Annotated in this window: 18 protein-coding genes; 12 read left to right on the plus strand and 6 right to left on the minus strand. The window is 60.0% G+C overall.

All coding sequences use genetic code 11. From position 1 onward, the window contains the following. The first annotated feature begins 73 nt into the window (after positions 1-73). Both CKW38_RS15170 and CKW38_RS15175 read left to right on the plus strand, forming a co-directional pair. Positions 74-1,258 (plus strand): DUF3142 domain-containing protein, encoded by a 1,185-nt coding sequence (locus tag CKW38_RS15170; RefSeq protein ID WP_007912008.1) that lies wholly within the window; start codon positions 74-76, stop codon positions 1,256-1,258. Then, the gene (locus CKW38_RS15175) at positions 1,245-3,383 is read left to right on the plus strand and encodes a hypothetical protein (RefSeq protein ID WP_095113156.1); all 2,139 of its coding nucleotides are present in this window, start codon (positions 1,245-1,247) and stop codon (positions 3,381-3,383) included. The genes CKW38_RS15170 and CKW38_RS15175 overlap by 14 nt, the downstream gene beginning before the upstream one ends. Here the strand turns inward: CKW38_RS15175 and CKW38_RS15180 are convergent. Continuing rightward, a complete protein-coding gene (locus tag CKW38_RS15180; RefSeq protein WP_095113157.1) occupies positions 3,380-4,009 on the minus strand; it encodes a LysE family translocator in 630 nt (209 codons plus the stop codon). The genes CKW38_RS15175 and CKW38_RS15180 overlap by 4 nt on opposite strands. 144 nt (positions 4,010-4,153) lie before the next feature. Between CKW38_RS15180 and CKW38_RS15185 the strand changes: the two genes are divergently transcribed. Continuing rightward, complete coding sequence (locus CKW38_RS15185; RefSeq protein ID WP_007912013.1) at positions 4,154-4,627, plus strand: Lrp/AsnC family transcriptional regulator; 474 nt, start codon at positions 4,154-4,156, stop codon at positions 4,625-4,627. A gap of 131 nt (positions 4,628-4,758) precedes the next feature. Here CKW38_RS15185 and lpdA read toward each other — a convergent pair whose 3' ends face one another. Continuing rightward, positions 4,759-6,159 (minus strand): dihydrolipoyl dehydrogenase, encoded by a 1,401-nt coding sequence (gene lpdA, locus CKW38_RS15190; protein ID WP_095113158.1) that lies wholly within the window; start codon positions 6,157-6,159, stop codon positions 4,759-4,761. Between the two features lie 211 nt (positions 6,160-6,370). On the opposite strand from lpdA, the gene hflK (CKW38_RS15195) reads away from it, so the two are divergent. The 8 genes from hflK (CKW38_RS15195) (at position 6,371) to cfaB (ending at position 15,650) form a co-directional block, all read left to right on the plus strand. Then, on the plus strand, positions 6,371-8,332 hold the full coding sequence (gene hflK, locus CKW38_RS15195; RefSeq protein WP_095113159.1) for a protease modulator HflK: 1,962 nt from the start codon (positions 6,371-6,373) through the stop codon (positions 8,330-8,332). Continuing rightward, positions 8,329-9,375, plus strand: a complete 1,047-nt coding sequence (gene hflC, locus CKW38_RS15200) for a protease modulator HflC (protein WP_095113160.1) — start codon at positions 8,329-8,331, stop codon at positions 9,373-9,375. Before hflK (CKW38_RS15195) ends, hflC begins: the two co-directional genes overlap by 4 nt. After that, a complete protein-coding gene (gene hflK, locus CKW38_RS15205) occupies positions 9,372-10,421 on the plus strand; it encodes a protease modulator HflK (protein WP_095113161.1) in 1,050 nt (349 codons plus the stop codon). The genes hflC and hflK (CKW38_RS15205) overlap by 4 nt, the downstream gene beginning before the upstream one ends. Beyond that, positions 10,418-12,325, plus strand: coding sequence for a heavy metal translocating P-type ATPase (locus tag CKW38_RS15210; RefSeq protein ID WP_095113162.1), 1,908 nt, complete (start codon positions 10,418-10,420; stop codon positions 12,323-12,325). The genes hflK (CKW38_RS15205) and CKW38_RS15210 overlap by 4 nt, the downstream gene beginning before the upstream one ends. Before the next feature lie 110 nt (positions 12,326-12,435). Next, entirely contained in the window at positions 12,436-12,687 is a 252-nt protein-coding gene (locus CKW38_RS15215) for a membrane protein (protein ID WP_007912027.1), read from the plus strand. A gap of 66 nt (positions 12,688-12,753) precedes the next feature. Beyond that, a complete protein-coding gene (locus tag CKW38_RS15220) occupies positions 12,754-13,599 on the plus strand; it encodes a DUF692 domain-containing protein (protein ID WP_095113163.1) in 846 nt (281 codons plus the stop codon). Further along, positions 13,590-14,378, plus strand: coding sequence for a DNA-binding domain-containing protein (locus CKW38_RS15225; RefSeq protein WP_095113164.1), 789 nt, complete (start codon positions 13,590-13,592; stop codon positions 14,376-14,378). Before CKW38_RS15220 ends, CKW38_RS15225 begins: the two co-directional genes overlap by 10 nt. 84 nt (positions 14,379-14,462) lie before the next feature. Continuing rightward, entirely contained in the window at positions 14,463-15,650 is a 1,188-nt protein-coding gene (cfaB, locus tag CKW38_RS15230) for a C17 cyclopropane fatty acid synthase CfaB (RefSeq protein ID WP_095113165.1), read from the plus strand. 48 nt (positions 15,651-15,698) lie between these two features. On the opposite strand, the gene cls is transcribed toward cfaB, so the two are convergent. Then, the gene (gene cls / locus CKW38_RS15235) at positions 15,699-17,138 is read right to left on the minus strand and encodes a cardiolipin synthase (protein ID WP_007912032.1); all 1,440 of its coding nucleotides are present in this window, start codon (positions 17,136-17,138) and stop codon (positions 15,699-15,701) included. Between the two features lie 131 nt (positions 17,139-17,269). Between cls and CKW38_RS15240 the strand changes: the two genes are divergently transcribed. Further along, positions 17,270-17,788: a DUF3617 domain-containing protein gene (locus tag CKW38_RS15240; protein WP_007912033.1), complete on the plus strand. Its 519-nt coding sequence runs from the start codon at positions 17,270-17,272 to the stop codon at positions 17,786-17,788. 115 nt (positions 17,789-17,903) lie between these two features. Here the strand turns inward: CKW38_RS15240 and CKW38_RS15245 are convergent, their stop codons facing one another. From CKW38_RS15245 to CKW38_RS15255, 3 genes are read right to left on the minus strand one after another with little or no spacing between them, the layout of a single operon-like run. Further along, complete coding sequence (locus tag CKW38_RS15245) at positions 17,904-19,235, minus strand: dihydroorotase (RefSeq protein WP_095113166.1); 1,332 nt, start codon at positions 19,233-19,235, stop codon at positions 17,904-17,906. 3 nt (positions 19,236-19,238) lie between these two features. Further along, positions 19,239-19,799 (minus strand): carbonate dehydratase, encoded by a 561-nt coding sequence (locus CKW38_RS15250; RefSeq protein ID WP_095113167.1) that lies wholly within the window; start codon positions 19,797-19,799, stop codon positions 19,239-19,241. Next, positions 19,796-20,671 (minus strand): metal ABC transporter substrate-binding protein, encoded by an 876-nt coding sequence (locus CKW38_RS15255; RefSeq protein WP_095113168.1) that lies wholly within the window; start codon positions 20,669-20,671, stop codon positions 19,796-19,798. The genes CKW38_RS15250 and CKW38_RS15255 overlap by 4 nt, the downstream gene beginning before the upstream one ends. Positions 20,672-20,679 lie beyond the last annotated feature (8 nt).

A 20,679-nucleotide genomic window follows, 5' to 3' on the forward strand; every position in this document is an offset into this window, starting at 1 on the left:
TCGTTTTACTCGACAGCTCCTACAGGGGTTTTGTGTAACCTTGCAGCCTTGTGGTGTCAGGGGGCTGGAAGGTATGCGGTTTATTGTGGGTCTGTTTTTGGGCATCGTTATCGCGGGTTGCGAGCAACACGACGCGCGCCCTCTCGACCAACAACTCTACATCTGGCAACGCCAGTGGACGCCGGCCCACGCGGTAGCGCTGCGTGACAGTCGCCAGGATTTCTCGACGCTGCGCGTGCTGGCGCTGCAAGCCTTTCCAAATGCCGGATGGAGCCGGGCGCGGATCGATGCGCCGTTATTGATAGCCGACGGCCGTCCTTTGATCGCAGTGATTCGTCTCGATGGGCAGTTGAAGGCGCTGGATCAAGATCAGCTCACCACGCAGATTCTGCAGGTGCTTGCCGATTGGCAGGCGCAAGGTCTTGTATTGAGCGGCGTCGAGATTGATCACGATGCCGGTAACGCACGTTTGCCGGCCTACGCTGAATTCCTCGAACATTTGCGCTCGGCATTGCCGACGTCTCTGCCTTTGAGCATCACGGCACTTCCGGCCTGGCTCGACAGTGCGCAATTGCCGACACTCCTGCAAACCGTCGACAGCAGCGTGCTGCAAGTCCACGCCGTCAGCGATCCGCGTCGGGGTCTGTTCGATCCTGATCAGGCGTTGAAGTGGGCCAAGGCCTGGGCGCGGATTACCGACAAACCTTTTTTTCTCGCGCTGCCGGCTTACGGTGTGGCGCTGTTGCCGGATGATGGCGGGGCGCCGGTGGTGGAAAGCGAAGTACAACTTGAGCGGGGCGGTGAGCGCCAGGAATTGCTCGCAGATCCGCAGCAATTGCGCCAACTTGGCAAGGCCTTGCGCGAAGACCCACCGGCGCATCTGGCCGGTCTGATCTGGTTCCGCCTGCCGCTGGCCACTGACCGCCGCGCCTGGAGTCTGACCACCCTTGCGGCGGTCGCACGGGGTGATCAACTGAACAGTCAGCTCGGCGTGACGCTGAGCGAGTTCGACGGCCTCTACGACATCAAACTCGACAATCCCGGCAACCTCGACAGTGCCTGGCCTGCGCGGATCATTCTCAAGGCGAAAAACTGTGAAGGCGCCGATGCGCTCGCCGGTTACTCGTTGCAACAAAGCCCGGATCTGCTTACCTTCACCCGCCTGCGCGACGGCCGCTTGCCGGCGGGTGGGCAGCGCGTCATCGGTTGGGCGCGTTGCGCCAATATTGATCAAGGAGGTTCGCATGTTGACCCGTAACTGGCCCCGCCATCTGCTCTGCCTGAGCCTCTGCCTGCCGCTGGGTTCGGCGTTCGCCTGCGGGCCGGATTTCCCCATGCGCCTGCTCGACAATCGTGGGCAGACCCTCGCGGATCTGCCTGAGGGCAACTTCAACTTCGAACTCAGCCGCCTCGGCAAAACCATCGCCGGGCTGAAGAATGTCACTGCGGCGACGCACAATCCCAACGATATGTACGGCGAGGAAAACGCGGCGGCCGAGGCTCGGGAAAAGGCTGAACAGGCCGGACTGAGCGTTGAGCAGCAAGCGTTGATCAAACAACTGCGCGGTCTGAGCGATGCGCGGCAGGTCGAGGCGCAGGGCGCCAGCCTGCCGGCGGAAATCCGCTTGTACGTGGCTGGTGCGGTGGCATTTGCCACAGGCGATCATCAACTCGCCGTCGAGAATTTCAACAAGCTGCTGGCGCTGCCGGCAGATCAGCGTCCGTTGCGCAGCACGTGGGCGGCGTATTCGCTGGGCCGTACCTGGTTTGCGATGAGCCGCGAAGGCGGGGATGCGGTCGAGGCGCTGGAGCAATCGCGTGATACGTTCCGCCAAGCCCGGCAACTGAGCATCGACGGTTTCAGCGATCCGCTGGAGTTGGGTGTTGCCAGCCTCGGTGAAGAGGCGCGAGTGTTACGCTCGGCGGGCGACTGGAACGGCGCCATCGAATTGTATGAAGCACAGAACCTGCACGGCTCGGCCGTGGGTTACACCTCGCTCAAGCAATTGATGAATGAACTGGCGGAGTTGCCCGAGGCCGAACTCGCCGATTTGCTGCAGCACAAAGCCGTACAGCAACTGGTCACGGCATCGCTGGTGAGCCGTCAAGGCTGGTCGTTTGGCGATGAGCCGCCGAACGAGAAAAAACTGGTGAAACTGCTGCAAAACAGCACCCGCGGCAGCCTCGAAAACGCGGATCGTCTGGCGGCGATGAGTTATCAACAGGGTGATTACGCCGGTGCCAAGGCCTTTCTCGAGAACGCCGGCGACGGCGGCCTGGCGTGGTGGCTGCGGGCCAAACTGGCGGTGCGTGACGGTGACAAAAACGCCGCAGCCGCAGCCTATTCGAAAGCCGCGCAAGCCTTCCCGCAGAGCGAAGACTGGGGTTATCGCCGTACGCCGGACTGGGCGTTTGAAGCGGTTCAGCCGAAATGCCGGGTCGAGGGCGAAAGCGCGATTCTCGCGTTGCAACGTGGCGAGTACCTGCAGGCTTTCGTGCAGTTGTATCGCAGCAACAGTGTCTATTGGTTCGATGCCGCGACCGTGGCCGAGCGCGTACTGACCGTCGATGAGCTGAAAAAGTACGTCGACGATAACGTCCCGGCTCCGCCCGCGCTGACTCAACAGCAGCGTGATAACTACGTGCCGCTGCCGGTCGCCGCCAGCCTGCGCAACCTGCTCGGCCGGCGTTTGCTGCGCGAAGGGCATTACGCCGACGCGGTCGCTTATTTCGACAATCCCGACCTGCAAAACAAGGCTCGCCTCTACGGCGAACAACGGCTGAAGGCCGATGCGTCGTGGTGGCCGACCAAGCGCGCCAGTGCGCTGTATAACGCCGCGTGGACAGCGCGTGAATGGGGCATGGATATTCTCGGTTATGAGATGGCGCCGGACTACGCCACGTTCGGTGGCAACTACAGTCTGGAAAGCACGGAGCTGAAAGTCGGCCCGCTGGTGAGCGAGGCCGAGGTGCAACGTCAGGCCGCCAGCGAAGCGAAACCGGATCAGCGCTATCACTACCGTTTCGTCGCCACCGAACTGGCCGGGCGCGCCGCTGACAACCTGCCGCACACCAGTCAGGCATTCGCCGCCGTGCTGTGCAACGCGGCCGGCTGGAACAGCAGCCTGGAAGATCAGAGCGCGCTGTATCAGCGTTACATCAAGGAAGGTCCGTTCGTCCCGTGGGCGGTCGACTTCGGCAATCAGTGCCCGTACCCGGATTTCGAAAACGCTGACAAGCGTTACGTCACTCAGGTCACGGATGCCGTGCGTTCATCGCTGCGGCCGTACAAGTGGCCGGTGCAGATCGGCGTGGTTGTGCTGGTCAGCGCTGCGGCATTGCTGCTGATCACCCGTCGCCAGCGCAAGGTCCGCAAAAGCTAAGCCTGCTGGACGAAGGTCAGGCGTATGGCGAAACCGATCAGCAGGCTGCCGAACAGCCATTGTTGTACGCGTTGGGCGGTTGGACTGTGTTGCAGCCAACGACCCAATGCGGCGCCGGTGAGGGCGTAGGCGCTGTCGAACAGCAGACCGACGCCGACCAGCAACATGCCGAGCACGGCGAACTGGCTCAATACCGGTGCGCCGTCATTGACGATGAACTGCGGCAGCAGCACCGAGCAGAACAGCAGCGCTTTTGGGTTGAGCAGGTTGGTCAGCAAACCGCGTCGAACGGCTTCGCGCCATTGCCCGTGTACGTCACCAGCCTCACCCGCATTCAGGCTCGGCAGCAGAGTGCTGCGCAGGCATTGAATGCCGATCCACAACAGATACGCCGCCCCCGCCAAACGCACGACCTCGAATGTCCACGGTGCAGCCTTGAACAGCGCGGCCAGCCCCAACGCCGCCAGCGCCACGTGGCAACCGCGAGCAACGCCCAGGCCGATAGCGGTGGCCAGTGCCGCGCCGCGTCCCTGTCGCGCACCGGTTTGCAGAAGCAGGATCATGTCCGGGCCGGGTAACAGATAGATCACCGCCAATGCCAGGAAAAACAGCCAGAGACTCGCCATGTTGCCGCCCTTTCGTTGTCGATTCGGTGCGCCAAGTCTAGAGCTGAAGGGTGGGGCAGGTGCTTGCGAAGTCAGCTTCAAAAACCTTCTTGATTGGCATAATCTGCTGGTTTTCCATTGCATGACTATCGGGATCTGCCAAACATGAAACTCGACGCCTTCGATCGCAAGATTCTCGCGGCGCTGCAACGCAACGGACGCCTGAGCAATGTCGAGCTGGCGGATGAAATAGGCCTGTCGGCCTCACCGTGTCTGCGCCGGGTGCGGATGCTCGAGGAGGCCGGGGTGATTCGCGGTTATCAGGCCAATCTTGATCGCGATGAAGTCGGGCTGGGGCTGACGGTGTTTGTCGGGGTCAAGGTCGAGCGCCACAACGATGAGCAGGCCGAGGCGTTCTACCGCGCGGTGACAGCGTTGCCGGAAGTGATTTCCGCGTTTCTGGTGTCGGGGGAATCGGACTTTTTGCTGCAAGTGGTGGTGCCGGATTTACGCGCGTATGACCGCTTTCTCAGTGGTTGCCTGTTGAAGCTGCCGGGGGTGAGCGACATTCGCAGCAACTTTGCCATTCACACGGTGAAGACGCCGGGGGCGTTGCCGCTGGGGCATCTTCCGGCTTAAGACCGGGTGGGCCCCCATTCGCGAGCAGATCGCTCCCACATTCGACCGCAGTCCTTCAGAAAGGTACACGGTAATTGTGGGAGCGAGCCTGCTCGCGAAAGCGGTGTTTCAGCCACCTGGATTTCAGAACCCTACATCTGCGTCGCCATCCCCTCGACATTCATCGCCGCCTGACGCAACGCCTCTGACCGCGTTGGATGCGGATGGCACGTCAACGCAATGTCTTCCGCCGAGGCACTGAACTCCATCGCCACACAAAACTCGCCAATCATTTCACTCACGCTCGGGCCGACCAGGTGCACGCCGAGGACTTCATCGGTGCGTTCATCCGCGAGGACTTTGGCGAAACCCTCGGTCTCATGGTTGATCTTCGCCCGGCTGTTGGCGGTGAAGGGAAACTTGCCGACCTTATAGGCACGGCCCTCGGCCTTGAGTTGTTCTTCAGTCTTGCCGACGCTGGCCAGTTCCGGTCGGGTGTAGATCACGTTGGGGATCAGGTCGTAATTGACCTCGCCAGCCTTGCCATGGATCTGCTCGACGCACGCCATCGCTTCATCTTCAGCCTTATGCGCGAGCATTGGCCCGGAGGTCACGTCGCCGATCACCCAGACCCCGGCGGCTTCGGTACGGTGCTGTTTGTTGGCGAGCATGCCGCGCTTGTCAGTGCTCAGGCCGACGTTTTCCAGACCGAGGCCTTGGGTATACGGACGACGACCGATAGCGACCAGCACGTAATCAGCTTCGAGCAACTCGGCCGTACCGCCAGCGGCCGGGTCGACGCTGAGTTGCACGCCGTTGGCGGAAGAGGTGGCGCTGGTGACTTTCGAACTCAGCTTGAACGCGATGCCCTGTTTGCTCAGTGAGCGTTGCAGGGTTTTGCCGGCCTCGCCATCGACGCCGGGGCAGATGCGATCGAGGTATTCGACCACGGTGACCTGCGCGCCCAAGCGTCGCCAGACTGAACCCAGTTCCAGGCCGATCACCCCGGCACCAATCACTACCAAATGCTTGGGCACTTCACTCAGAGACAGCGCGCCGGTTGAGTCGAGGATGCGTTTGTTATCGATCTCGACGCCGGGCAGGGGAGTGGGCTCGGAGCCGGTGGCGATGATGATGTCCTTGGCGGTCAGCTCGACTTTATTGCCTTGAGCGTCGGTCACCGTGACTTTGCCCGGGCCGTCGATGTGGCCCCAGCCCTTGATCCACTCGACTTTGTTTCTGCGAAAGAGAAACTCGATGCCTTTGGTCAGGCCCGCCACGCTCTCGTCTTTCTGTTTCATCATCTGCGCGAGATTCAACGTCGGTTTGACCTCGATGCCGAGGTTGGCGAATTCCGCACCTATCGCCGCTTCGTACAGCTCCGAGGCATGCAACAAGGCTTTGGACGGCATGCAACCGACGTTCAGGCAAGTGCCGCCCAGCGTCGCACGACCTTCCACGCAAGCGGCCTTGAGGCCCAACTGGCCGGCGCGGATCGCTGCGTTATAACCCCCGGGGCCGCCGCCCAGAATCACTACGTCATAGTTGCTCATGCGCTTGCTCCTGTTGGATGGATGCGGATCGCTAAAAGTAGTTCTGAATAAAAATTACGAACGTAATATGTGCGTTTCGAGGCTTTTCGGTCAAGGCTTCAGGCAAGCGACAGGTTGGGCGTCTTTGAATACGCGTAATTGTGTACGAATATTTCACGCTTTTCGTTATATCGTAACGATATGAACCGCGAGCCAATGATATTGGGGTGATATGCAAGTTGATCTGGAGGTGGATGGCACGCAAGTGACCGGACTGCCGCGTTTTCAGCAGGCGGCCACGCAGGGCAGGCGACTGCGGCGTTGGGCGTTTGCCCTCGGTGGTTTGGCCGGGGCGGGCTGGGTGTTGGCGTTTTTCGTCGGGCTGTTTGCACCGCAGTCATTGTGGCTGCCGCTGCTGGTCAATCAGAGCGCGGCGCTGCTGGTGTTGGTCGCCGGGCTGCAATCTGCGTGGTGGGTGACGCAATGGCGCGCGCGGGTGATCAATCCTGTTGTGCTGACGCCTATTGCCGAAGATGAACGCTCTGCGCCGCAAGGGTGGTACGAGCGCCTGCTGGATCGCCTCAGCCAGCGGGGTTTGCATGCACTTGGCCTGATCGGTGCTGCGACGCTGTGGTTGGCTGGCTGGGCGTTGCTGGTGGCGCTGAGTATCGAACAGGTGTGGAACCTGGCGCTGCCCGCCGCAGCCGTTGGATTGTCCGCCACTGTGGGCGCAGCGCTGTCATTACTGCTGGCGTTCGGCTTGTTGGTGCTTGAGCGACAACTGGCTCAGGAGAATCCTGCGCAATGGCCGGAAGCAGGTTCATTGGCGCAACTGACGCGCGTGGCGATCATCACTCTGGTGCTCGGCGCGCTGTGTCTGTTGTTCGCTGGCGAGAATGCCGTGTGGCCAGTTCGCGTGTCTGTACTGATAGGTATCTTGCCAGGATTGGTCGCGATCGAGTGGCTATTGCGCGCCGTTCTTTCAGTTTTTAGCCCGCGTCGCGAACAGCTTGAGCCAAGGTTGCTGGCGCGCAGTTTTGTTACCGACATGCTGCGTTGGCCACCCCAGCCTTTTCTCGCGTTGCAGCACGAATTGCACAACCGTTTTGGCATCGATCTGCGCCAGATCTGGGCGTTCAGTTTCATGCGCCGAGCGTTTCTGCCAGTGCTGGCGCTCGTCGCAGCGGTGGGTTGGCTGCTCACCGGCATTCATGAAATCCCGCTGCAGGGCCGTGGCATCTATGAGCGCTTCGGCAAACCGGTGCAGGTGTTCGGCCCAGGATTGCACACGGGTTTGCCGTGGCCGCTGGGGCGCGTGCTGATCGTCGAGAACGGTGTGGTGCACGAATTGGCCACCAGCGTTGGCGAGAATCCGGCGCCGCTGCAAGCCGATCCTGCCGAAGGCCCTGCGCCGATGACAGCCAACCGCTTGTGGGACGCCAGCCACGTCAATGACAAGTCGCAAGTCATCGCCAGCAGCCGTGGCGCTCAACAGAGCTTTCAGATCGTCAACATGGACGTGCGCTTCGTTTATCGCATAGGCCTGACTGATCAGGCGGCGCTGGCCGCGACCTACAACAGTGCCGATGTGCCGACGCTGATTCGCAGCACGGCCAGCCGGATTCTGGTGCATGACTTTGCCTCGCGCACACTCGACGGTTTGCTCGGTGAAGATCGGGTCGGACTGGGCGAGGAGATCGGTCGCGCGGTGCAAAGTGATCTGCAGCAACTCAACAGCGGCGTGGAGATTCTCGCCACAGTCGTCGAAGCCATTCACCCGCCGGCCGGTGCCGCCAATGCCTACCACAGCGTGCAAGCGGCGCAGATCGGCGCGCAGGCGTTGATCTCCCGCGAGCGTGGCGCTGCGGCCGAAGCGAGCAATCAGGCGCAATTGCAGGCCAGCCTCGCTCGCGATCAGGCCAGCGCCAACGCGCGCGAAACCCGTGCTACGGCGCAGGCGGCGGATCTGAAATTCAGCGCCGAACAAAAAGCCTATGCCAGTGCTGGTCAGGCTTTCGTGCTTGAGCAATATCTCGGTCAGCTCAGCCAAGGCCTGAGTAAAGCCAAATTGCTGGTAATCGACCATCGTCTGGGTGGCAGCAGCAATCCGCCGACCATCGATCTGCGTACTTTCACGCTGCCGGCTGACCCGTCGCCCGCGCGCAACACCGCTCAACCAGGAGTCGCCCATTGAGCCAGTCGCACACTCACGAACCGCATGATCACAGCGGCCACGATCATGGCCACGGCGGACATCACCATCATCACGGGCATCATCACCATCACCACGGTGCGCCGGAAGAGGCGGGGCCTTTCCCGTGGCGACGCATGAGCTGGGCGGTGTTGCTGGTTGCGTTCGCCATCGCAGCAGCGAGCCTGGTGCAAGTGCGCTCGGGTGAAGCCACGGTGATTACCCGCTTCGGCAATCCATCGCGGGTACTGCTTGATCCGGGTTTGAGCTGGCGTTTGCCGGCGCCGTTCGAAGCGGCGATCCCGGTGGATCTGCGTTTGCGCACCACCTCCAGCGGCTTGCAGGATGTTGGTACCCGCGACGGTTTGCGCATCATCGTGCAGGCCTACGTGGCGTGGCAGGTGCAGGGTGATCCGGACAATGTGCAGCGCTTCATGCGCGCTGTACAGAACCAGCCGGATGAGGCGGCGCGGCAGATTCGCACCTTCGTGGGCTCGGCGCTGGAAACCACAGCCAGCAGTTTCGATCTGGCGAACCTGGTGAACACTGATGCCAGTCAGGTGCATATCGCTGAATTCGAAGCGCAGTTGCGTCAGCAGATCGATCAGCAATTGCTCGCCACCTATGGCGTGCGCGTTGTGCAAGTCGGCATCGAGCGTTTGACTTTGCCTTCTGTCACCCTTACCGCAACTGTCGATCGCATGCGCGCCGAGCGTGAAACAATCGCTACCGAACGTACCGCGATCGGCAAGCGTGAGGCTGCGCAAATCCGCTCTGCTGCCGAACGCGATGCGCGAATTGTGCAGGCCGACGCCACCGTGAAAGCTGCAGAAATCGAAGCACAATCTCGCGTTGAAGCCGCGCAGATTTACGGCCGTGCGTACGCCAGTTCGCCGCAGCTGTACAACTTGCTGCGCTCGCTGGACACCCTTGGCACCATCGTTACGCCAGACACCAAACTGATCTTGCGCACTGACGCGGCGCCATTTCGCGTGCTGATCGATGGCCCGCCAACACTCGACAGTAAATCCGGATCGCAGCCATGAGCGAAGAAGTTCCACGTGGAACACATTCGCTGAACAGCCCGTGGATTCAGGCTGGTCGTTTGGCATTTCTCGCCCTGTATGCGGTGACGGTGTTGGCCGCATTGGCTTGGGCGTTTTCCAATGTGCGACAGATCGATCCGCAGAATCGTGCGGTGGTTTTGCACTTTGGTGCACTGGATCGCGTGCAGAACGCGGGGCTGTTGTTGGCTTGGCCGCAGCCGTTCGAACAGGTGGTTTTGTTGCCGGCCGCGGATCGGGTGATCGAGCGTCGGGTGGAAAACCTGTTGCGCAGCGATGAGGCACTCAAGGCTGATCGAGTCGCTTCCTTCGCTACACCACTCAGCGATGCTCTGGCCGGCTCTGGTTATTTATTGACCGGTGACGCCGGCGTGGTGCAGCTGGATGTGCGGGTGTTCTACAAAGTCACCGACCCTTACGACTTTGTCTTGCAGGCCGATCATGTGTTGCCGGCGCTGGATCGATTGGTCACTCGCAGTGCCGTGGCACTGACTGCCGCCAGGGATCTGGACACCATTCTGGTCGCGCGTCCGGAATTGATCGGCGCTGACAATCAGGCTGCCGAACGACGTGAGCGATTGCGCGGTGATTTGGTCCAAGGCGTCAATAAACGCCTCGCCGAGTTGAAGGCGAGCGGGCAGGGTATCGGGATCGAAGTGGCGCGGGTCGATGTGCAGTCGAGTCTGCCGGATCCGGCGGTCAGTGCATTCAACGCGGTGCTGACGGCCAGTCAGCAAGCCGACAAAGCTGTGGCCAACGCATGTACCGATGCCGAAAAGCTCACCCAGACCTCCAACGAACAAGCCGATCGGGCGCTACAAGTCGCTCACGCGCAGGCCGGTGAACGCTTGGCCAAAGCCACGGCTGACACTGCCACGGTGTCGAGTCTGGCCAGCAGCACCGACCCGCAAATGCTTCTGCGCCTGTACCGCGAGCGCATGCCGAAGATTCTCGGTCAGGCCGGATCGGTCACCACGGTCGACCCGAAAGACGATTCCCGTCTGATCATTCAGGGAGCCAGTAAATGACTGCGACGACCGCTGCACCGAGCCTGTTGTCCTCGGCCGAACAACGCCGCGCCGCACGCCAACTGACATTGGCGATGCTGGCGCTCGGTCTTCTGGGGCTGGGTTTGATCTGGCGTTGGCTGGTGCCGGAGCAAACCGGCGTCAGTCAGTTGCTGCTTGGTTTTGCTTCTTTATTAGTTGCCGTCCCGGTGATGCGTTCGGCGTGGTACAGCCTGCGCTATCCAAGCTTGCACGGCATCACCGATCAACTGATTGCCCTGGCCATGCTCGGTGCATGGGCCACCGGCGATCTGCTGACAGCGGCGCTGCTGCCGATCATCATGATCTTCGGCCATGTGCTGGAGGAGCGCAGCGTGATCGGTTCGCAGGAAGCGATTCATGCGCTTGGCCAACTGACGCGCAGTCACGCACGCAAGCTTCTGGCGGATGGTTCGATCATCGAAGTGGACAACGGCACGCTGAAATCCGGCGACACCGTTGAGGTGCGCGCCGGTGATCGGGTGCCGGCGGACGGTCGGGTTTTGTCCGGCCAGGCCAGTCTGGATACGGCTTCGATTACCGGCGAATCAGTGCCCGTCGAGGCGGCTGTCGGCATGACGGTGTTCGGCGGCGCGATCAATCTCGATGGCCTGCTGCGCATTGAAGTGACCCGCACTGGCGACGAGTCGACCCTCGGCAAAGTCATCGCGCTGATGCAGAACGCCGAGCGCTCGAAGCCACCGATCACTCGTTTGCTCGAGCGTTACGCCGGCAGCTACATGGTGCTGGTGTTGTTGCTGGCAGCGGTGACCTGGTTCGTCACCAACGATGCGCAAGCGATGCTTGCGGTGTTGGTGGCAGCGTGTCCGTGCGCGTTGGTGTTGTCCGCTCCGGCGACGGCGATTGCCGGTGTCGCGGTGGCAGCGCGTCACGGGATTTTGATTCGCAGTTCGGCGTTCCTCGAAGAACTGGCTGACCTGACATCGCTGGTCGTCGATAAAACCGGGACACTGACTTACGGCACATTACGCTTGCAGTCGATCAACAGCCCGCAAGCAGAGTCGTCTGTGGTCATGGCGCTTGCCGCCAGCCTCGGCGCGGCGAGCAGTCACCCGGTCAGTCGTGCGCTTGCAGGGTTGGTCAGTCAGGATCAATGTCTAACGCTGAGTGATATTCACGAGCGTCAGGGCCTTGGTGTAGTCGCCATGACCGGGCAGGGCGAAGCGGCGCTCGGTCGGCCAGAATTGTTCGCGCAACTGGGCATCACCACGACAACGGTCCCCGATCACGATGGCCCCATCGCCGGGCTGGCATTGAACGGGGAATTCCTCGCTTGGCTGTTGCTCGCCGACACGGTTAAACCGGAGGCCCGTTTCGCCCTCGACGAATTGCGTGAATTGGGGCTCGGACGGCAATTGCTGCTGACCGGCGATCGTCAAAGCGTGGCCCAGTCGCTCGCCAAGGAGGTCGGTTTGCATGAGGTCCAAGCCCAGGCCTTGCCCGAGGACAAACTCAATCGCGTGCTCAAGGAAATCGACAATGGTTTCCGGCCGATGGTGGTCGGTGACGGCATCAATGACTCCCTCGCGCTCAAGGCAGGCGTGGTCGGTGTGGCAATGGGCGCGGGTGGCGCCGACATCGCGCTGGCCTCGGCGGATATTGTCTTGATCGGCAGCGACCTGCGCCGACTCGGCACCTGCGTGCGCCTCAGCCGCCAGTGCCGCCGGACGTTGCAGGTCAACGTGATCATCGGTCTGGGTTGGACGCTGGCCATCGTCGTGTTCGCTGCATTCGGCTGGCTGGGTGCCGCCGGGGCGATGATTGCCGCGCTGCTGCACAACCTCAGCACGCTGCTGGTCCTCGGTAATGCCGGGCGTTTGCTGCGCTTTCAGGAGCCGTTGCTCAAGCTCCAGAAAGACCTTTGAAATTATTTTTCGATCCTCTGTAACGCCGTCGGGGGCGCTCTCTCTAGTGCTATGTCGGGACTGAACAACCTTCCAGCCGACACCCCTGACGATTACCGAGGATAAGAAAAATGACCATCAAGACCGCTGCTGCTGGTGCCGCTCTCGCTTTGGCCGCCGCCACAATGTTCGCCGGTGTTGCCTCCAACGCGATGGCCGCCGATGCCAACGTTCACTGCTACGGCGTGAACGGCTGCAAAGGCCAGAACGACTGCAAAACCAAAGACCACGCCTGCAAAGGCATGGGTGCCTGTAAAGGCCAGGGCTTTAAGGCAATGACTCAGGCGGCGTGTGAAAAAGCCGGTGGCAAGGTCGGCGAATAACTGACCGGCAAGTGTTGCCGCAGTGGTTGGCGCCACTGCGGCCACTTTTTATCAGGAGTTCGCCCCATGTCTGTTTCCCCTCCCTTCCTGGGCTACGGCTTGGGTTTACGTAGCACTTACTACCAGCAGATCCTTGAGCAGTCGCCGGATGTCGACTGGTTTGAAGTGGTTTCGGAAAATTTCATGGTGCAGGGCGGTAAGGCCCTGTATTACCTCGACGCTATCGCCGAGCGCTATCCGCTGGTGATGCACGGCGTATCCCTGTCCATCGGCGGGCCGCATGCCCTCGACCCTGACTATCTCAACCAACTCAAGCAATTGGCCGAACGGGTCAAGCCGGTATGGATCTCCGATCATTTGTGCTGGAGCCGTGGCAATGCCCATCAGTTACATGATCTGCTGCCGCTGCCTTACACCGAAGAAAGCTTGGATTACATCGCCGCTCGCGTGATGCAGGTTCAGGACATTCTGCAGCGTCCGTTGGTGCTGGAGAACGTTTCCAGTTATGTCCGTGTTGCCTCGGATGATTTCACCGAGTGGGAGTTTCTCGCAGCGCTGAGCCGCGAAAGCGGCTGCGAATTGCTGCTGGACGTGAACAATGTTTACGTCAGTTCACGTAATCATGGCTTCGATCCGTGGGCCTTCATCAGTAGCCTGCCCATCGACAAAGTCCGCCAACTGCATCTGGCGGGGCACAGTGACTACGGCGATTACGTGATCGACACTCACGACCATCCGGTGAGCGATCCGGTCTGGGCACTCTATCAACGCACACTGGAACACTTCGGCCCTGTGGCCACGTTGCTGGAGCGTGACGATCATTTTCCGCCTTTCGATGAATTGCTCGATGAACTGCAAAAGGCCCGTGAGCTGGGGAACAAGGTTCTGGCCGGGAGGCAGCAATGCGCCTGAAGGAGTGGCAACTGGCGTTCGAGACGTTCCTTCTCGATGAAGACCGCAGTGCAAATCTGTCCTTGGGCAAGAGCCTGATCGGTGGCCCGACACTGGATGTCGGCACGGGACTGGCGATCTATCACAACGCTTACAAAGCGCGGTTGCTGGAAGTCTTGCGCAATGACTTTCCGACGATCCTGCACTGGCTGGGTGATGAAGAGTTCGATGACCTCGCCATGGCGTACATCCGTCGGTATCCATCAGCGCATTACAGCCTGCGCTGGTTGGGCAAAGGCTTTGAAGGTTTCGTCCGCGAGCATCTGGTGCCGGAGCAGAGTGCGCCGCTGGCCGAGTTGATCGCGCTCGAATGGGCTTTCACACTGGCCTTTGATGCACCCGCCGATGAGCCGCTGACGATTGACGCTGTGGCGGCCCTGGCCCCGGAGGATTGGCCCGAATTGCGCGTCAAAGCGGTGCCATCCTTGCAGTGGCTGGGGTGCCGCTTCAACAGCCTTGCACTGTGGCGCTCGGTGAAGGAAAAAGCAGACTTCCCTGAAAGCATGGCGTTGGATATTCCACAGGCCTGTCTGATTTGGCGCAACCAGCTGATCTGCAGTTACCGCAGCCTCGATTCGGCGCAGGCGACGGCCCTCGATGGTTTGCTCAACCAAGGATGGAGTTTCGCCGAACTGTGCGCCGAGTTAGCAGTCACTTATGGTGAGGGCGCGCCACTTCAAGCCGTGACCTGGTTGAAACAGTGGATTCAGGAAGGTTTGCTGGTGCGTCTGCAGCGATAGATCAGGCTAATCAAATCGATAGCCTGCTATTTTTCCGGGATGGTCTACCCTCAGATCTGACGTCTGAAACAAGGGGGATTTTCCATGCTCGCGCAACTTCCACCGGCCTTACAGAATCTGCAGCTTCCGCTTCGCCTGCGACTCTGGGATGGCCATGAGTTCAATCTGGGGCCGGCGCCCAGCGTCACCATCGTGGTCAAGGACCCGCAGATGGTCACCCAGTTCACCCATCCAAGCCTGGATGCGCTCGGAGCGGCATTTGTTGAAGGCAAACTTGAGCTGGAGGGCTCGATCAGCGAGGTCATCCGGGTCTGCGACGAATTAAGCAACGCTTTGCTCGGCGAAGATGAAGACAGTCAGCCGGTGCGTTCGGTGCACGACAAGGAAACCGACGCCAAAGCCATTTCCTATCACTACGACCTGTCCAATGCGTTCTACCAGCTCTGGCTGGATAGCGACATGGCGTATTCCTGCGCTTATTTCGAAACGGGCAGCGAAACTCTGGAACAGGCGCAACAAGCCAAATTTCGACACTTATGCCGCAAGCTGCGCTTGCAGCCAGGCGAGTACCTGCTGGATGTCGGCTGCGGTTGGGGTGGTCTGGCACGCTTTGCCGCGCGCGAATTCGGTGCGAAAGTCTTCGGTATTACCCTGAGCAAGGAACAGCTGGAACTGGCACGCGAACGGGTCAAGGCCGAAGGCCTGGAAGACCAGATCGAACTGCAGTTGCTCGACTATCGTGATCTGCCTCAGGACGGGCGTTTCGACAAGGTAGTCAGCGTCGGGATGTTCGAACACGTCGGCCACGCCAATCTCGCCGAGTACTGCAAAACCCTGTTCGGCGCGGTGAAGGAGGGCGGTCTGGTAATGAACCATGGCATCACCGCCAAACACACCGATGGTCGTCCGGTGGGACGCGGTGCCGGGGAATTCATCGAGAAATACGTATTCCCCAACGGTGAGTTGCCGCACCTGGCGATGATCTCGGCCGAGATCAGCGAAGCGGGGTTGGAGATTGTCGACGTCGAAAGCCTGCGCCTGCATTACGCGCGCACGCTGGATCACTGGAGCGAGCGACTGGAGGATAACCTTGAAACCGCAGGCAAACTGGTGCCGGATCAGGCGTTGCGCATCTGGCGTCTGTACCTGGCCGGCTGCGCTTATGCGTTTGCGCGCGGCTGGATCAATCTGCACCAGATCCTTGCGGTGAAAGCGCATCCGGATGGCAGCCATGAACTGCCATGGACGCGCGACGATATCTATAACCCTTAACACTGAATATTCCCCTCTGCCTCTGGGAGAGGGTCAGGGTGAGGGTTTTTAGAGAATCGGTGAAATCAGCCGGGCGATCCGCATGCCGACTTGTTGCAGTCGGTGGATTTCCCGGCTTTCTTCTTTGGCAATTTCGTAGGCTTGCTCGAAATCGGCGATAAGCATGTTTTCCACGCTGGCGGCGAAGTCGCTGTCGACGGTCAGCAGCATCACTTCGAAATTCAATCGGAACGAACGGTTGTCCAGATTGGCGCTGCCGATGGCGCTGATCTCACTGTCGATCAACACCACTTTCTGATGCAGGAAACCGGGCTCATAGCGGAACACTCGCACGCCGGCACGCACAGCTTCAAACGCGTAGAGACTGGAAGCGGCGTAAACGATGCGATGATCGGGACGCGATGGCAGCAGTAGTCGCACATCGACACCGCGTAAGACCGCCAACCTTAATGCGGCAAATACAGCCTCGTCGGGAATGAAGTAAGGGCTGGTGATCCACACGCGTTCGGTGGCCGCATGGATGGCTTCGACAAAGAACAGCGAGCAGGTTTCGTAAGCATCGGCCGGGCCGCTGGCGAGCAGTTGGCAGAGCACGCCGTCGTCCGGGTATTCATCCGGCAGTATCAGCGGAGGCAATGTTCGCGCGGCCCAGAACCAGTCCTCGGCAAAGGATTCCTGCATGCACGCGACCACCGGGCCGCGTACTTTTACATGGGTATCGCGCCACGGCGCCAGCGGTGGTTTTTCGCCCATGTATTCATCGCCGACGTTATGCCCGCCAACAAATCCCACCACCCCGTCGACCACGACGATCTTGCGATGGTTACGAAAGTTGACCTGAAAGCGATTGAGCCAGCCGCTGCGCGTGGCGAAGGCTTTGACCTCAACGCCGCCATCACGTAACGCCTGCACATAACTGTGGGGCAGGGCATGGCTACCAATACGGTCGTAGAGCAGATGAATCGCCACGCCTTCGGCGGCTTTCTTCAGCAGCAGATCACGCAGGCGCTGACCGAGGCGATCATCGTGGATGATGAAAAACTGGATCAGCACCGCTTCCTTCGCCTGATCAATAGCCTGGAAGATCGCCTCAAAGGTGGCTGCACCGTTGATCAACAATTGCACTTCGTTGTTCGCCAGACACGGCATGCGCCCCAATTTTGGCATTGCGCGTAACGAGGCGTAGGCATTCGAGGCGCGCGCGGTCAGCGCTTCTTCCACCCACGGGCGCCAGTTCAGTTCGGAGATGGCCTGACGCATCTGTTCGTTGGCCTGACGTCGCGCGTTGATGTAGCCATCAAAGGTACTGCGGCCAAACACCAGGTACGGAATAAGCGTGAGATAGGGAATGAAGATCAGCGACAATGCCCAGGCGATCGAGCCTTGAGCCGTGCGCACGGTGAGCACCGCGTGAACGGCGGCGATCAAGCCGAGAGTGTGTATCAGGGCGATCAGATAACCGAAAATGTGCGGTCCAAAATAATCCATGGGGCAGCCTTGCTCCGGAAGATTCAATGCTTAACAGACCATGTTCTGTGGCGAATGTCGCTATTTAATTGGTGCATGAACCGAAGCAATCGGCCGACGTCTAACGGCCACTACTGATCAGGAGTTTTTCGATGAACGTTCGTCTGCTGGGTTTGGCGCTGGGCCTGGGTTTGGCATTGCCGGTGGTTGCGCAAGCGCAGATGCTGCAGCCGGGGCTGTGGGAAATGACATCGAGCAACGTCAAGGTCGATGACCAGCCGATGGATGTGCAATCGATCCTCGGCCAACTGCAAGGGCAGATGACCCCGCAGCAGCGTGCGGCACTGGAAAAAAACGGCATCAATATCGGCGGCAAGGGTATTCGCGCGTGTCTGACGCCGGAGCAAGTGGCGACCAACGATATTCCGTTGGCTGACCCGCAATCGGGCTGCAAACAACAGATCACCGAGCGCACTGGCAATCAGTGGAAATTCCGTTTCAGCTGCCCGAAAGCGCAAGGCACCGGGGTGGCGACGTTCCTCAGTGATCGTGAGTTCACCACCGTGGCCAACGGCACGTTCAATGCGATCGGGATCAACCAGAAGGGCAGTCTGGAAACTCGCGCGGTTTGGTTGGGTCAGGATTGCGGCGCTGTTAAACCCCGCGCCTAAATGTATCTCCTGCAGGAGCTGCGGCACGCTGCGATCTTTTGATCTTGATTGTAAAAAACAAGATCAAAAGATCGCAGCCTCGTTTCACTCGTCAGTTCCTACTGGGTTTTTTCAATCAGCGCATAAATCGTAGCGCCAACCCGCGACATCCCTCATTCACCCGACCCTCCCGCCAGGCAATCTGCCCCGAGACAATCGTCGTACTCACCCGATGCCGAAAGCTGCGTCCGGCAAACGGCGTCCATCCACACTGCGACAGAATGGGTTGCCGATTCACCTCCAAGGTGTGCGGCTCAACCAATATCAGATCCGCCCAGTAGCCTTCACGTAAATACCCACGATCGGGAATCGCAAACAGATCCGCGACTCTGTGGCTGGTCTTCGCTACCAACGTGGTGATTGGCAGTACATCGTCCGCAACCAACTCCATCAGTGCCGGCAACGCGTGCTGTACCAGCGGTAATCCAGAAGGTGCCTGCGCATAAGCTCGCTGCTTTTCTTCCCAGGTATGCGGTGCATGGTCACTGCCAATCACGTCCAGCAGATTGCTGCTCAGGGCCGCGCGCAACGCATCGCGATCCGCTTGGGTCTTGATCGCCGGATTGCATTTGATCAGGTTGCCGAGGGCAGCATAGTCGCGATCATCAAATAGCAAATGATGCAGACAGACTTCAGCGCTGATGCGTTTTTGCGTCAGCGCTTTGTCCTCGAACAACGTCAGTTCACGCGCCGTAGTCAGGTGCAAGACATGGAGCCGCGTGCCGTGACGTTTGGCTAACTCGACCGCCAGTGAAGAGGAGCGATAACACGCCTCGGCATTGCGGATGAGCGGGTGAGCAGCGGGCGGGATTCGTTCGCCGAACAGCTCACGCAGATTGGCCGCATTCGCGTCGATACTCGGCGTGTGTTCACAGTGCGCCAACAGAATGGTCGGCACCTCGGCGAACAGTCGCTCAAGGATTTGCGGATCATCGACCAGCATGTTGCCGGTCGAGGCGCCCATGAACACTTTCACGCCGGCCACTTCACACGGATTGAGCGCGGCAACCGTATCTAGATTGTCCCGGCTCACGCCAAAGTGAAAGCCGTAGTTAGCCACCGAGTTGATCGCCGCCCGGCGCTTTTTATCCGCCAGGGCTTCGAGGGTGAGGGTGGCCGGATTTGTGTTGGGCATGTCCATGAAGCTGGTGATGCCACCGGCCACCGCTGCGCGTGACTCGGTGTGGATGCTGCCCTTGGGCGGCGCGCCCGGTTCACGGAAATGCACTTGGTCATCGATCATCCCCGGCAGCAACCATTGGCCGTTCGCGTCGATTTCTAGCGTGGCGTTTTCGCCTTCAATGCTTCGCGCAATCTTGACGATGCGTCCGTTGCTGACCAACAGATCGCCGTCGAACTCGCGCCCTTCATTGACCAGTCTTGCGTTGCGAATCAGCACGCTGCTCATGATTCAGAACTCGTTCTGCAAGGCTTTGTAGCCGCGCACCAGATCGACATTGGTGCGTGCCACGTCTTCGGAAAACTCCGAAGCGCTGACGCTCACCGGTGGGAACAATGAGAGGTCGGTGTTCGGTCCGATGCGGGTGGTGGAGGGCACGTAGAATGCGGCCGGCAAATCCCGACCATCGACCACCGAGTTGTGCCGCACGACACAACCATTGCCGACAACGCAGTTGAACAGCACGCTGTTGAAACCGATGAACACGCGGTCGCCGACGACGCAGGGGCCATGCACGATCGAGCGGTGGGCGATGGAGCTGAATTCGCCAATAGTCACTGCAGCACCGGATTTGGAGTGGATGACCACGCCGTCCTGGATGTTCGAATTGGCGCCGATGGTGATTGGTTTCATCTCGCCCGAGGCGTCCACTTCGTCGGCGCGGATCACTGCGTACGGGCCGACGAACACGTTCTCGCCGATCACCACTTTGCCGCAGATGATTGCGGTCTTGTCGACGTAGGCTGACTCGGCAATTTGCGGTAAATCACCTGATGGGTTCTTGCGGATCATGGTTGGCTCAGCGCGTTGTAAAGGGTGTTGAGGTTGTATTCGAACAGACCGGTGAAGGTGCTGGCGGGGCCGTTGGCGGCGAGGGCGTCGGAGTACAAAGTGCCGCCAATGTGCGCGCCACTTTCGTCGGCAATCTGTTTGAGCAGGCGCGCGTCTTTGATGTTTTCCATGAACACTGCTTTGACGTGAGCTTGGCGAATCTGCGTAATCAGTGCAGCGACTTCGGCAGCCGAGGGTTCGCGTTCAGTGGACAAGCCTTGCGGCGCCATGAAGTCGATGCCGTACGCTTGGCCGAGATAACCGAAAGCATCGTGGCTGGTGACGATTTTGCGGTTACCCGGAGGTAGTGCACCGAGTTTGGCTTTGGCCACGGCGAGCAGGGCGTAGATCTGCTTCAGGTAGGTTTTGCTGTTGCGTTCGTAGTCGGCTTGGTTCGCGGGATCCGCAGCGATCAATGCCTTGGTGATATTGGCGACATACAACTCGGCGTTCGCCAGATTGTGCCAGGCGTGCGGGTCGGGAACGGTTTCGCCGTCCTCATCCAGTGATCGCGGAATCACGCCATGACTGGCACTGACCACTGTGGCTTTGGTCTCGGTGCTGGTCACCAGTCGGTCCAGCCAAGGCTCGAAACCGAGACCGTTCTTGATGATCAGTCTGGCGCTGAGCAATGCCTTGGCATCGTCCGGTGTCGGCTCGTAGGTGTGTGCGTCAGCGTCAGGGCCGACCATGTTGGTGATCTGCACATGCTCGCCGCCGACCTGATGGACCATGTCGGCGAGGATGCTGAAGCTGGTGACCACCGGTAATTTTTCCGCCGCAGACAATGACATCGACAGCATCAGGCTGAGCAACACGAGTAGAGCGCGCATCGGGAAAC

The organism is Pseudomonas sp. Irchel 3H7 (assembly GCF_900187605.1).
Taxonomy (GTDB): domain Bacteria; phylum Pseudomonadota; class Gammaproteobacteria; order Pseudomonadales; family Pseudomonadaceae; genus Aquipseudomonas.